Source organism: Chryseobacterium limigenitum, assembly GCF_900114875.1.
In the GTDB taxonomy this organism is placed as follows: Bacteria; Bacteroidota; Bacteroidia; order Flavobacteriales; family Weeksellaceae; genus Chryseobacterium; species Chryseobacterium limigenitum.
This window is the reverse complement of the sequence record NZ_FPKW01000023.1, coordinates 18964-32736: the sequence shown is the minus strand read 5'-3', so window position 1 is coordinate 32736 and position 13773 is coordinate 18964. Positions and strand designations below refer to the sequence as shown.

10 protein-coding genes are annotated in these 13773 nt (G+C 34.6%); 4 read left to right on the top strand and 6 right to left on the bottom strand.

Annotated features, from left to right (window positions below; genetic code table 11):
- Nucleotides 1–419 precede the first annotated feature (419 nt).
- The 3 genes from BT156_RS19155 to BT156_RS19145 all read right to left on the bottom strand — a co-directional run bounded on the left by BT156_RS19155 (nucleotide 420) and on the right by BT156_RS19145 (nucleotide 7288).
- Nucleotides 420–2477, bottom strand: a complete 2058-nt coding sequence (locus BT156_RS19155) for a M13 family metallopeptidase (protein WP_072412542.1) — start codon at nucleotides 2475–2477, stop codon at nucleotides 420–422.
- 75 nt (nucleotides 2478–2552) lie between these two features.
- Nucleotides 2553–5951, bottom strand: a complete 3399-nt coding sequence (locus BT156_RS19150; RefSeq protein WP_072412541.1) for a polysaccharide deacetylase family protein — start codon at nucleotides 5949–5951, stop codon at nucleotides 2553–2555.
- Between the two features lie 86 nt (nucleotides 5952–6037).
- A complete protein-coding gene (locus tag BT156_RS19145; protein ID WP_072412540.1) occupies nucleotides 6038–7288 on the bottom strand; it encodes a CinA family nicotinamide mononucleotide deamidase-related protein in 1251 nt (416 codons plus the stop codon).
- 116 nt (nucleotides 7289–7404) lie between these two features.
- Here BT156_RS19145 and BT156_RS19140 point away from each other — a divergent pair, with 116 nt between their 5' ends.
- Nucleotides 7405–7881, top strand: a complete 477-nt coding sequence (locus tag BT156_RS19140; RefSeq protein WP_072412539.1) for a DUF7832 domain-containing protein — start codon at nucleotides 7405–7407, stop codon at nucleotides 7879–7881.
- Between the two features lie 179 nt (nucleotides 7882–8060).
- On the opposite strand, the gene BT156_RS19135 is transcribed toward BT156_RS19140, so the two are convergent.
- The 3 genes from BT156_RS19135 to BT156_RS19125 all read right to left on the bottom strand — a co-directional run bounded on the left by BT156_RS19135 (nucleotide 8061) and on the right by BT156_RS19125 (nucleotide 11332).
- Nucleotides 8061–8600 (bottom strand): lipocalin family protein, encoded by a 540-nt coding sequence (locus tag BT156_RS19135; protein WP_072412538.1) that lies wholly within the window; start codon nucleotides 8598–8600, stop codon nucleotides 8061–8063.
- Nucleotides 8601–8786: 186 nt separating this feature from the next.
- Entirely contained in the window at nucleotides 8787–9521 is a 735-nt protein-coding gene (locus BT156_RS19130) for a LytR/AlgR family response regulator transcription factor (protein ID WP_072412537.1), read from the bottom strand.
- Between the two features lie 53 nt (nucleotides 9522–9574).
- Nucleotides 9575–11332, bottom strand: a complete 1758-nt coding sequence (locus tag BT156_RS19125; protein WP_228430196.1) for a tetratricopeptide repeat-containing sensor histidine kinase — start codon at nucleotides 11330–11332, stop codon at nucleotides 9575–9577.
- A 199-nt stretch (nucleotides 11333–11531) separates the two neighbouring features.
- Here BT156_RS19125 and BT156_RS19120 point away from each other — a divergent pair, with 199 nt between their 5' ends.
- The 3 genes from BT156_RS19120 (at nucleotide 11532) to BT156_RS19110 (ending at nucleotide 13721) form a co-directional block, all read left to right on the top strand.
- Nucleotides 11532–11885, top strand: coding sequence for a hypothetical protein (locus BT156_RS19120; protein ID WP_072412535.1), 354 nt, complete (start codon nucleotides 11532–11534; stop codon nucleotides 11883–11885).
- Between the two features lie 117 nt (nucleotides 11886–12002).
- Complete coding sequence (locus BT156_RS19115; protein WP_072412534.1) at nucleotides 12003–12935, top strand: SIMPL domain-containing protein; 933 nt, start codon at nucleotides 12003–12005, stop codon at nucleotides 12933–12935.
- A 111-nt stretch (nucleotides 12936–13046) separates the two neighbouring features.
- Nucleotides 13047–13721 (top strand): SIMPL domain-containing protein, encoded by a 675-nt coding sequence (locus BT156_RS19110; RefSeq protein ID WP_072412533.1) that lies wholly within the window; start codon nucleotides 13047–13049, stop codon nucleotides 13719–13721.
- Nucleotides 13722–13773 lie beyond the last annotated feature (52 nt).

Below are 13773 nucleotides of genomic sequence, written 5' to 3'. Positions count from 1 at the left end.
GATAATTTTTGATTTTACACAAACTTACCAAATATACGAATTAAGTTATAAATGATTAATCATAATTGATAAATGATCTTGAGTTATTAGTCATAAGTTGTGATTATAAGTAAAAAAGTGTGTATGTGGGCAAGTTTAGGTTTTGGCTAAAGCCTTTTTTGAAATTTTTGAAGTTGAAAACGGGCTAAAGCCCGTTCCTATTGATAAAAAACTGTTTATTAATTATGTGGAAATCCTTCGACTCCGCTCAGGATGACATTCCTAATACTATCCGTTCTTATTGTAAAGTACTTTTTTTAGAGATGTCATCCTGAGCGGAGTCGAAGGACTCTTGATTAATAATAGTGGCTTCGAGAACCTCAGCCACCAATAAAAAAACCGCTCATTTCTGAACGGCTTGTAATATTATGATCTGATTATTACCAGATTTTGATTCTGTCTGCAGGAGCTTTGTATAATTTATCTCCAGCTTTTACGTCAAATGCTTTGTAGAAGGCATCCACGTTGATAAGCGGACCGAAACTTCTGAAATATCCAGGAGAGTGTGGGTCTGTTTTCACTTGGTTAACCATGTATTTCTCACTTGATAACGTTCTCCAAACTGTTGCCCAGCTTAGGAAGAATCTCTGATCTTGTGTAAATCCGCTGATTGATCCAGGGTTCCCTTTATCTTTCAAATACATTTGTAATGCATCGTAAGCGATGTTTACTCCACCTAAGTCAGCGATATTTTCACCGTTTGTGAAAGTACCGTTAACGAAAGTTCCTTTTACAGGCTCATACTTGTCATATTGAGAAGCAAGAGCTTTAGTCGCTTTTTCGAAGTTAGCTTTGTCTGCCGGAGTCCACCAGTCCACCAAGTTACCATCTGCATCGAATTGCGCTCCTGAATCATCAAATCCGTGGCTCATTTCGTGACCGATAACCGCACCAATTCCACCGAAGTTTACGGCAGCATCAGCTTGTGGGTTGAAGAATGGAGGTTGAAGAATAGCTGCAGGGAACACGATTTCGTTGTTTACCGGGTTGTAGTAAGCATTTACAGTTTGTGGAGTCATTCCCCATTCTGATTTGTCTACCGGTTTTCCGATTTTAGCTAAATCTTTGTTGTACTGCCATTCTGAAAGGTTCTGAAGGTTTGAATATAAATTTCCACCTTTAGATTCAGGAACGATCTCTAATTTAGAGTAATCTTTCCATTTGTCAGGGTAAGCAACTTTCACAGTGAATTTATTAAGTTTCTCCATTGCTTTAACCTTCGTTGTAGCAGACATCCAAGTTAAACCATTGATGTGAACTGCAAAACTTTTCTTTAAATAATCGATCAACTCAACCATCTGAGCTTTTGCTTCAGCCGGGAAATATTTCTCAACATATAATTTACCGAAAGCTTCCCCAAGAGAACCATTGATCAACTCATATCCTCTTTTGTTAAGCGCTCTTTGTTCTTGCTGACCTCTTAAATATTTACCATAGAAAGCAAATTTCATATTTCCAAGGTTTTCGCTAAGGTAAGAAGCACTTCCGTGAATCATGTGGAACTTCAAATAATCCTTAATTACAGGAAGATTTTTAGCATTCACCAACTGATCGAAGTTTTTGTAATACCCGATTTCTCCGATGATTACTTTATCAGTATTTACACCAACTTTTTTAAGGTAAGCAGGAATATCAACACCTTTTACCAATGTTGAAAGTTCAGCCATTGTTCTTGGGTTATACTGCAGCGTGTTATCACGGCTCTGCTCGTTCGTTAAATATGTTTTTGCAATGCTTTTTTCGTAATCAACGATTCCTTTTGCGGCAGCATCAGCATTTTTATATCCTAATTCTTTCAACATAGAAGCTACATATTTCTGATATTCAGCAATAGCTTCTGTGTTTTTTTCGTTTACTTTCTGGTAATAATCTCTTCCTAATCCTAAAGAAGCGTTACCTAAGTAAACAGCGTTCATTTTAGAATCTTTCAAATCTGCATCAACTCCCCATCCGTACAACGTATTTTCTCCGTCTTTCGTTACAGAAATAAAGTAGTTTTGAAGGTCTGCAAGATTTTTAATTGCATCAATTTTGTTGATGTTTTCCTGAATAGGCTTGATTCCGTCTGCATTTCTCTTATCCATGTTCATGTACGTTGCGTACAAGTCCTGGATTTTTTTACCTTCGCTTCCGTCAGCAAATTTGTCTTTCAAAAGAGAGTTCAGGATCGTCATTGAGTGATTATCAGTATCATCAGCCAATTTGTTGAAACTACCCCATGTCGGTTTGTCAGAAGGGATCTTGGCAGTTTTCATCCAAGTTCCGCTTACGTAGTTATAGAAGTCGTCTTGTGGACGTACAGATGTATCCATCAAACTAAGGTCTAAACCTTTATCTGTTGTATTTACTGCTGTTTTAGTAGCCTTAGTCTGGGCACTCACTGTATTTAGTGAGCAAACTCCTGCCAGTAAAAACAAAGAAAGCGTTAATTTTTTCATTATGATAACAATTTATACAATATGTATGTTCTTTTAATTATTTGTTACTTTTATTTGAACAAATTTAAACAAATATCATGAAGTTGTAATTTCTTTAACGTTGCCGGTTCTTTTCAGGAATCCCCAAGACTGCATTTCTCCCTTCAAAGCCTTTCTTAAGCTTCTGAATAACACAATATACATCAGCCATCTGTACCCAAATCTTTGCGGAATGACATACAGTAAATTCACTAATTTCTCTCTCTGCATCATAAAAGCAACGATCGCCAATGATGCGTCCACCAAAAGAAACAGTAAATAATAACTGAATATTTTTTCTCCGTTTCCTGATAAAATTCCAAAAAACATAATGACATCGGCAAGCGGTGAGAAAAACGGAATAATATACTGAAACAATAAAATATTCGGCATTGCCCAAAGTCCTAAGCCTTTATATTTCGGATTAAAAAATGTCTGTCTCTGTTTCCAGAACATCTGCATAATTCCGTATGTCCAGCGAAAACGCTGTTTTAGAAACTGTTTCACGGTTTCCGGAGCTTCCGTTACGGCAACTGCTCTGTTTTCATTCGCAACAGTGTAGCCTTCTCTTAAAATTTTCACTGTTATGTCGCAGTCTTCCGCCAAAGTATCTGATGAATATCCTCCAACTTCATGAATCACCGCTTTTTTAAACGCTCCGATCGCTCCCGGAATTACGGTAATTGCATTAATATTGGCATAGGCCAATCTATCAAAATTCTGACTGGTCGTGTATTCTATAGCCTGCCATTTTGTTAACCAATTTACCTGATTTCCTACTTTTACGTTTCCGGCTACAGCAGCAATTTTCTCTTCTGGATCTGCATTTAAAAATCTTCCGATAAGATGTTTTACAGCGTCTTGCTCTAATTTTGTATCCGCATCGATGCAGACAACATACTCGGCATCAGTTTGAGAGATCCCGAAATTTAAAGCAGTTGCTTTTCCGCCATTAGTCTTACTGAAAATTTTCAGTTTCGGATGATCAGAAAACTCTGTATTTGCTTTTTCATACGTCAAATCTTTACTCCCATCATCCACCATGATGATATCAAAATTGGGATAAGTTTGTTTTAATAAATTTTTTAATGAAGAAACAATATTCACCTCTTCATTGTAAGCAGGAACGATAATTGAAACTTTTGGATAAGATTCCAACACAGGGAAATTGCCTAATTTTTTTTCTTTTTTCCTTTCTTTAATCGCCCAATAAGCCATCAACAATAATCTGATCAGTCCCAATCCGATGAAAATAGTGAAAAGTGCTACCAGAAAATGACTGATTCCATAAATCACCGTTGCCAACACCAAATTAAGCTGCATTACGTAATATGATCTCGTTTTGGGAATTTCAGGCATTAATTCGTTTTTACTTTTATGTAAAATGCTTGCAAGGTTGGTGAAATGATATCCCTGTTTCTGAAGCATCGGAATCAAAATTTTAAGCGCTTTGATCGTTTCTTCTCTCGTATCTCCGCCCGCATCATGAAGCAAAATGATATTTCCTCTTTCCTGTTTGATTCCTGCCAAAACGCGCTGTACGATCTGATCGGCTTTTATTCCGGGTTGCCAGTCTTCGGGATCTATACTTTCCCCGATATCCAAATAATTTTGCTGTCTTGCCAATGCCACAGGAATGATCTCCTCGGAAGTTGTAGGCTCTGAATCTGCATTATAAGGCGCTCTGAATAAAATCGTACTGTGTCCCGTGATACATTCTATCAATAGTCTTGTGAGTTTTAGCTCCAATAATGCTCTCTGAGGACTTACTTTTGCAACGTTTTCGTGCGTAAATGTATGGTTTCCGATCTCGTGCCCTTCTCTGTAAATTCTTTTTACAAGCGGAAGGTTTTTTTCAGCATTTAAGCCTATTAAAAAAAAGGCTGCGGGTACGTGGTATTTTGATAAAACATCTAAAACCTGAGGTGTGTAAGTCTCATCGGGCCCGTCATCAAATGTCAGAACAAGCTCTTTCTGCGGAGCGCTTCCATATTTTTTAACCTCATAAGAACTTGGATAGGTCACATAATTTTCATCAGTAATGATCTTTTCTTTGGGATCTACTTCCAGGGAAATTTTTCCGTCATGCGGTGTATTTAAAACATCCAGAACCTCACCGTCCCCGATATAATCAACCATGGTTTGTCCTTTCACATTTTCCAATGTTTTAAAACTAAATTTCTGCATTCCTGCTGAAGAAAGGTCTTTATCATAGAAACTCCAAACTCTGCTGTCTTCACTTCCCAGTCTCCAAATCGCGGTTCCTGCCAATGGATATTCAGAAGAAAAACGCATCGTATTAAAAATAGAAGTGGCATCGTTAAAAAATACGGTATGTACGTTTTTATTAGAGTCGGTATAAGAATAATTTAAGTTAAAAGTATCATCATTAAAATTGATGTAAGACTTACTGGCGTGTGCCTTTGTGATTGCCTGCATGTAAGTAACGGAAGTATTGTCATCCTTGTTGGTACTCCAGTCATATCCATAGGCTCCCAACCCTAAAATAACTTTATTAGGTGTTGTTTTCTTTAAAATTTTTCCGGTTTGTGCTTCGATCCATTTTTGAGAAGATATAGGTCCGGCATCGCTGTCAGAAGAGTATTCATCATAAGCCATCAATACAAAATAATCTACGTAAGGATTTAGCTTTTCGATATTATAATCATCATTATCCGTCATTACATCCATTGCTACCAAAAGATTGTTCTGTTTGAACGTCAATGAAAGTTCCTGCATAAAATCAATAAGAAATTCGTCAGAATCCAGATTCATGTCTTCAAAGTCAATGTTGATTCCCTTGAAATGAAGCTTAACGCACTCTTGCGCTAATTTTTGAATAAGCTTTGTTCTGAGTTGCGGACTTTTCAGAACTTTTCCCAATCCTTCAGAGCGGAATTCACGATCAGAGTTATTACTTAGAATCGGCATCGCTGCAACGCCTGTTCTTTTAATAATCTTATAGCCTTCAGTATCAACATTTGTTTTCAGATCTCCTGTTTTAGGATCTAAGAAAAACCATTCCGGAAAAACTAAATTGATATGTTTAATATTTCTCTTTAAAGACATCAAAGACTGCGGATCCCACGCTACATAAAACGCAGAACGAATCCCTCCCGGAAATTGTGACCAGCTTCTGTTTTGATTTTTAAGTCTCTCCGCTCTTGCTTTTTCAATTTTAGAAAGATTGGTATGAATTGTTTTTTCTGAAATAAAACTTCTGAATCCTTTATATTCTTTCGATATTTTATTTTCCTGAAGATACGGTTTAGCCGCTGTAATAATAGATTTATAATCTTCTTTGAAAGGAATTTTCGGACTTTTATCCAATTTCATCATCACCCCTAACGCCAAAAAAAGCAGTATGGCAATGAAGATAAAAATACGAGTTCCCCACTGCACATTTCTCCAGCGCTTCTTGTTATTGGTTTGAAAAATTTGGTTTGATTTTTCCACGTTTTTACATTTTTTTGATTCAATGTCAAAAAGCGTGAAAAAGTATATAAAATTTAATTAAAATAAAATTAAAAATTAACGAGTTCTTACTCATTTATAAGTATTCCTACCAAATCCTGCAGAATTTTCTGTGATACAAAATTCATAAAATCCAGCCTTTCCAGATGTGGCATGTATAATTTTGAACTATGCTCTTTATCATTCACCCTGATTGAATAGAAAACCGTCCCAATATCTTTACCATCCTCACCTTTTCCCGGGCCTGCAACTCCTGTTGTAGAAAGTGAAATATTGGTGTCAAATAATTTCTGACAGCCTTTTGCCATTTCCTGAGCAACCTGCTCGCTTACAACAGTGAATTCGTCAACGGTTTCTTTTTTAACCTTTAAAATCTCAATTTTCTTTTCAGTGGCATAAGGAATAATTCCGCCTAAGAAATATTTTGAACTTCCGGAATTTGAAGTGATCATTTTTGCCAATTCTCCTCCGGTACAGCTTTCAGCCGTTGAAATCGTTAATTTCCTTTCAATTAAAAGTTCGCCAAGAATTTTTTCAATTTTATCCTCAGTCGTTGCAATCACATTATCCTTAATTAAAGGAAGTAATTTCTGAATTTCTTCTTCTAATTGTTGCTTTAAATGAGCTTCATTTTCCCCTGTTGCAGTCAGTCTTAACTTCACTCTGGTTCCAATCGGAAGATAAGATAAAGCTAAGTTTTCGGGAAGAGCCAGTTCCCAATCTTCAATGGTATCTGCCAAAATACTTTCAGGAATTCCAACTACGGAAATAATTCTTGTGGTGATATAATTAAGGCTATATTTTTCTTTTAAATAAGGAACAATCTGATCTTTAATCAAAGGTTTTACTTCATAAGGAACGCCCGGAAGACTGAAACACAATTTCCCGTCCTGCTCCATCATCATACAAGGTGCCGTTCCGAAATTATTTTGAAAAACCGTAGATTTTGTAGGAACAAAGGCTTGTTCGCGGTTTCTTTCCAGAATTTCCAGTCGGCCACGTTTTTCCATATATGCTCTCAAATGCTCAAAAGTAACCTCATCCAGCGCAATTTCATCATTAAAAAATTCGGCAAGTGCTTTTTTGGTTTTATCATCTCTGGTTGGGCCCAGACCACCGGTTGTAATAATCAAATCTCCAATCTTAAACGCCTCATTCAAGGTATTTTTAATGGTTTCAATTTCATCTGAAATAGTGAAAATTTGTGAGACTTGTACTCCTATATTTTTAAGTTCAGTAGCAATAAAATTAGAATTGGTATCAACGGTATTTCCCGAAAGGATCTCGTCTCCAATAGTAATAAGAACAGCTTTTTCCATATTTTAATTCTTGAAAAAAATTCTGCTGCAAATGACGGAAAATTCTGTGTAGTGAACAAAAGAAAACGATTTTTTATATCTTTGGTTTGAACTGTTTAAAACTATAATTAAAAATTATGTCTAAATATGATGATGCTTCATGGCATTATGGAGGAGATTTTCCAGAAGGGCTTCCTTCGAAAAACAGTGCAACTCATACAGGAATGTTTCTGAACTGGTGCATTCACAACAACTTGCATTCCGAGGAAATGAAAGAAGATTTCAAAGATGAAATTGAAAGTTTAAAAAGAAGAGAGATTACCGGAGCAGAGTTTCTCCTTGAAGTATGCGATGGAAAATTCACCGAACATGAGCTTAATGATCTCGGAAACAGCTTCGCAAAAGATTATTATGTGGATGAAACAGATTTTGCCGATAAATTCAGTTCTTTTGCCACAGATTATATCAATATTTTCGACAGTAAAGCAGAAGAAAGCGATTATGAATATGAAACTTTCTATCACATTGAAGATACGTATGAAAATTATGACTTAATGAAACTTGCCATTGATCATCGTTTTGAGGAATGGAAGGAGTATAAAAGTTTGAATTAATTTTTTTTGTCATTGCGAGGAGCGAAGCGACGAAGCAATCTCCCTAAAATAGAGTTAAACTTAATTTTTCTTAAACTCTAAATACAACTTAATGGTTAAAAATCTGAAACATTAAGTTGTATTTAAGTTGTTAAAATTATTAAGAGATTGCTTCGTCGCTTCGCTCCTCGCAATAACGATTAATCATGTTTTACCCAGATTAATTCATCTGTATTGTACCCAATTTTCTTAGCTTTTTCTAGAAAACGTTGCTTTATACTTTCAGGAATTTCTTTAGTTCGGGATAGAATCCAGATATATTTTAAACTGCTTCCGGCAACCAATGCATATTGATAATTTTCGTCAATATCAATGACGTTATATCCAGCCCAGATTGGTTTAAAAAATGAAACTTTTAATCTGGCTTCGGTTTTGTCTTTTACAAATTTTGCTTCCCCAATTGACTCTTTCCATTCTTTTTTGATGTAATCGTAGCCTTTATTATCTACCCTAATTGTTCCGTTCGGATTTTGAGAATAAGTCGCTGTCACGTTATCCATATTTTTCTCGAATCTATAATCGAAACGGGCAATCTCGTACCACTTTCCTAAATATTTTTCTGCATTAAAATGGGTAACTGCTGTTGCGCCTTTAGGAATTCCTGTTGAACATGAATTAAGAATAATGAAACCCAAAATCCCCAACGAGACGGGAATGGCAATTTTCTGAATATTTTTCATAATAATATAAATTTCGTGGTTACTATGGAAGCTTCAAAAATAATGCCTGAAAAATTTTATTGCTAATTTGTGAAATGCTATTAATTTTAACGCAAAGTTCGCAAAGTTTTTTTTAACTACTAAATACTTTTAAGATCGCAAAGGCGTCTCACTCAGCGAAGATCACAAAATTTAAATAATTATTAGTTAAGAAAAAACCTTCAAAAAGTTATCTTTAAAACTTCCGGAAACCTCAATTTCCGTAGTGTCTGAAAGCGTTGCCGTTCCGCTTTTATGGTAAGATTTTACAAAATTGGTGTTGATAATATGGGAACGGTGAACTCTTACAAAAGGATTTTCCAGCAAATCGTCAAAATGCTTTAGAAATCTGCACACCATCTTTTTAGAACCATCCGTAAGATAAACCTGTGTGAAATTCCCATCCGCCTGAAGTCTTACAATATCTTCCGTTTTTACGACATCAAAGCCTTGTAATGTCGGAAGAATCAATTGTTGCTTTTCAGGTTTTAATTTTAAATTTTCAAGAAGAATTTTATTACGGTTAAGTTCATCTTTATTTTCGATATTTTCGGCAACTTTATTCACCGCCACAATAAGCTCTTGAATATCAATCGGTTTAAGAATGTAATAACTCGCCGATTTATTCAAAGCCTGTAAAGAATATTGAGAAAATGCGGTAATAAAAATCGTTTCATAGGAAAATTCTTTTGTTGCTTCCAACACATCAAAAGCATTTCCGAAAGGCATTTCCACATCAAGGAAAACCAGCTGAGGTTGCTTTTCAGCGATCAAAGGAACTGCTTGTTTTATATTTTCGGCTTCACCTAAAATTTCAACTTGTGGACAGTATTTAGTGATGTAGTTCCTCAAAACTTCTCTTGCGATAAGCTCGTCGTCTACGATTATGGCTTTTATTTTCATGTTTTTAGGGTTAGGTCTCAGGTATTAAAATTCACAATTGGCTACTCACTTTTTCACAATTTATAGCTCACTTCTACCAAAACTCCGTGCTCAGTTTTTTTATCTGTGATTTTACACTGAATATCCTGATTGTACAAATCATTCAACAAAGTGATTCTTTCCAGTGTATTTTTCATCCCGCGGCCTTCTCTATTTTTCTGGTGTTCTGTTTTTTGCTTTTTACTTTCTTCAATTCCGATTCCATTATCTTCGATAGTAATTTTTAGATGTTGATTGTTCTTTTCAAAACTTAATTTTAAAAATCCTTTTTCTGTTCTGTAGCGTAATCCGTGCCAGATTGCATTCTCTAAAAATGGTTGAACCAACATTCCGGGGATTTTTAGGCTTTGCATATTTAAGTTGTCATCAACCTCAATTTCATAATCAAATTTGTCTGAAAAACGGGTTTTTTCCAACGCGAGATAATTTTGAAGGAGATCCAATTCCTGCTGAAACGGAATAAAATCTTCAGTGGAATTTTCCATCACGCCACGCATCAGTTTTGAAAATTTGGTTAAATATTGGTTGGCTTCCAATTCATTATTTGTAGCAATGAAATGATTTACACTGTTTAAACTATTAAAAATAAAATGCGGATTCATTTCTCTACGAAGCGATTGTAACGCAATTTTTTTATTCTTTATCTGAACTTTTTTCAATGTTCTGAAAATAAAAATTATCAATATTGTCAACAAAACCAAAACTCCAATCAGGCTGTAATTAAAGACATTTTTCTTGCGAATTAACTCGTCTTTTAATTCTCGTTCTTTTTCTAATTGAGAAATTCTCTGTTCGGTATCTTCCAAAACTTTATTATCTACCAGACTTCGGTCTTTAGAAACCAAGTCCGGCAATTTTCCAAGAAAATCTCTGTACAATTGAACTGAAGCATCCGTGTTATTTGCAGTATTATAAAGACTGTCTAACCTTTTTACGCTTTTCTGTGCCTCCAAAGTATGACCTTTTTCCAAGGCAATTTCGTAGGCGTTCTTTAATAATTTTATAGCTTCTCCTGCATCATCTTTTTTGATATAAATATCTGCTAATTCCTGAATTTGATTGACTTTCTCCTGAGAATTATCCTTAACGAAATCTTCTTTCAGAACTTTCTTTTTAGCTTCAATCGCTTTATCGAAGTTTTTATTTTCAACATAAAAATTCGTTAATTTTTGATTGATTTCCAGCGCTTGCTGAGGTGCGCCTTTTTTAGAAACCTTATAGGCATTGTTCAGGTTTTCCTCAGCTCTCGGAATATCCTTCTGCTGAATATTTACATCCGCCATTTGGCTGTAACTCGCCGCGAGATCTTCTTTTTCATTTTCCTTTTGGCTGAGATCAATATTATTCTGAATTGCTTCCGCTTTCATATCTTGCGACGGTGCAGAAAGTCTTGCCGCATCATTAGAATTAACCGCCTTGCTTTTTGATGAATAATTAACTTCCGCAGCACGGCTGTAATTGCTGATTGCAGGAGTAATTTTATTCTGTTTTTCCTGTGACTGAGCCAGTTTTCTGGTTACTTTTTCAATGTTGGGTTTATCGTTGAGCTGTTCGTAGATGTTTTTAGATTTAATAAAATACTCTTCGCCTTTCGCAAAATTTCCATTATTGAAAAATGATTCCCCGATATTGTAATAAGAATCCGCTTGTGCAGAGATGTCTTTATTATCAACTGCTTTCTTTAGCTTTTTACTTTCGGTCACAACTTCCTGTGCAACATTTGTGGTTTGAGAATAGATTTCATTCCCAAAACAGATAAAAAAAAGAAGCACAAAAAGTCGAAGCATTTTCATAAAACAAAGATATACATATATATAGTTTGCTCAAAAACTATTCACCAAGTGAAATTGGCCACTCACCAAGTTTCGATCATTAAAAATCTGATATAAAGTCATTTAGTAAAACAAAGTTGAAACTGTGTTAACATTAACAGAAAACACATTCATTACCTTTGTAATACACCCAATTATTATGAAAAATATCTTTATTTTCAGCTTGTTATCAATTTTATTTCTTCAAAGCTGTTCGTTTCTTGAGCAAAATGAATTTATTGAAACAAAAGTGATTTCAAGTGATCTCAATGAGCAAATTATCTACAAATTTTACCATACCGGAATCAATAATTACAAGGTTGATTTTTATTCTGTTAATAAATCAGATTCTACAAAATTGTTTGGTCATTTCGTTAGTGAAGCTTTATTCAATTCGAATCCTTATAGGATTTCACAGAATCGACATGAGATTATTATAAGAAATCAATTGTTTTCTGAAGAAAAGAAACTCATTACCCGAAATGGCAGATCTATTATCTTGACCAACAGGTAAAAGCTGTTTACTATTGAACAGGAATATTCACCAAGTGAGACGCTCTGTTCACCGTTTATCAAGTTTTCACAAATGATTACGTGATTAAGTTTGTGGCATAATTTAAACTTAATCATTATGAAAAACATTTTTATTGTAAACAAAAACCTACTATTTATTGTAATTCTGACAGCTTTTACTTTCCCGAATACAAAAGCTCAGGTCGGAGGAAATCAAATCTACAGAAACCCTAATCAATATGATCGTCCTATAAAAGTTTTTACTGAAACCAACAACAACTATTACACTACAGATTCCACCTTGGTGATCAGCGTAAAAGTATTGATGAATCAGACTGCGGATAAATACAAAATCATTCTTGGAGTAAATGAGGAAGCTTTAACACCTAAACAGTCAATTGAAGGAATTAATCAAAGAATCAATGGTTTTATAAAGAAAATATCATCTTTAGGTATTAAAGAAAATAATGTCTTTATTGATTTTATTTCACAGACTAAAATTTACGATTACGATGTTAACTCTAATCAAAACACGGTGACACAAAAAAATAAAGGATTTGAAACCAAGAAAAACATCATTATTACAGTAGATAAATATGCATTGATCGAAAAAATCATTTATGAGGCTTCTGACTTTAAGATCTACGATGTTATTAAAGTAGATTATATGAATACGGATATCGATAAGATTCAGGAAAATCTTTTAAAAGAAGCTTACTCTGTTTTAGATAAAAAGAAAGACAATTATTTCAATTTATTTAAAAAAGAGATTATCGGAAGCCCGACAGCAAATTCAGGATTCTCTTACATATTTCCAAAAAGCCAATATCAGAATTATTCTGCTTTTGAAAGCTCGGATATAAGCTATATGAATAACAGATACGATGTTTCATACATTAGAAAAGAAGAAAGGAAAGCAAAAACTTACTATTATGAAGGAACAGATTATTCCGGTTTTGATAAGGTGATCAATGAAAGCAAACCTGAAATTGGAATTCAGTATATCCTAAGTCTTACCGTAAAATATGATCTGAAGAACAATAAAAAATAGCCTTACTAAATACTTCACCAAGTGAAAGCCTAATTTCACCAAGTCTTCCGATTTCACGCTTTAAATATGCCTAATTTTACTCTAGAAGTTTAAAATTTAAAACAGGAAATTATGAAATTAGGACATTTTTTAATGATCGGATTATTAACATTTGGAAGTCTGATCAACGCACAGGAAATCAAGAAAAACGCAATCGAAGTAACAGGAGTTGCTGAAATGGAAGTAGAGCCTGATGAGATCATCTTTAACATCGGCATCAAAGCTGATAACAAAAACCAGCTCGCAGATAACGAAAAACTTTTATTTGAAACACTGAAAAATGACGGCGTGAAGAATGAAGATATCAAATTCAAATCGATGTATCAAAATCTTTATTCTAAAACAACCAAGTTTACGAAAAGTTTTCAGTTTAAAGTAAATGCAAAAACCAATGTGAGTAAGCTTTTTGAAGACCTTAACCAGAAATGGGTAAGCAATTTGAATATCGCGGAAGTCAAAAATACAAAAATTGCAGATTTCAGAAAAACGGTTAAAATAAATGCTTTAAAAGCTGCCAGAGAAAAAGCAGATTATCTGTTGGAAAGCATCGGTAAAAAGACCGGAACTCCGCTAGAGATCGTAGAAATTGAAGATTATATGAGCGATTCTGTTCTTCCCGTAGCGTACAAAAGCATGAGAAGTAATGTACAGTTGGAAGCTGCCGATGCCGGAGTAGATTATTCTTTCGACAACATTGAAAATATCAAGCTGAAATACAGCATCAAAACCAGATATGAGATTCTTTAATTAACAGATTTAAGAGACAGTTCGAAAGGGCTGTCTTTCTTTTTTCAGTCAA

What these genes read in the sequence shown, in the direction of transcription:
- BT156_RS19155 (WP_072412542.1), bottom strand. Translation starts at nt 2,477, where the DNA reads ATGAAAAAATTAACGCTTTCTTTGTTTTTACTGGCAGGAGTTTGCTCA.
- BT156_RS19145 (WP_072412540.1), bottom strand. Translation starts at nt 7,288, where the DNA reads ATGGAAAAAGCTGTTCTTATTACTATTGGAGACGAGATCCTTTCGGGA.
- BT156_RS19140 (WP_072412539.1), top strand. Translation starts at nt 7,405, where the DNA reads ATGTCTAAATATGATGATGCTTCATGGCATTATGGAGGAGATTTTCCA.
- BT156_RS19135 (WP_072412538.1), bottom strand. Translation starts at nt 8,600, where the DNA reads ATGAAAAATATTCAGAAAATTGCCATTCCCGTCTCGTTGGGGATTTTG.
- BT156_RS19130 (WP_072412537.1), bottom strand. Translation starts at nt 9,521, where the DNA reads ATGAAAATAAAAGCCATAATCGTAGACGACGAGCTTATCGCAAGAGAA.
- BT156_RS19120 (WP_072412535.1), top strand. Translation starts at nt 11,532, where the DNA reads ATGAAAAATATCTTTATTTTCAGCTTGTTATCAATTTTATTTCTTCAA.
- BT156_RS19115 (WP_072412534.1), top strand. Translation starts at nt 12,003, where the DNA reads ATGAAAAACATTTTTATTGTAAACAAAAACCTACTATTTATTGTAATT.
- BT156_RS19110 (WP_072412533.1), top strand. Translation starts at nt 13,047, where the DNA reads ATGAAATTAGGACATTTTTTAATGATCGGATTATTAACATTTGGAAGT.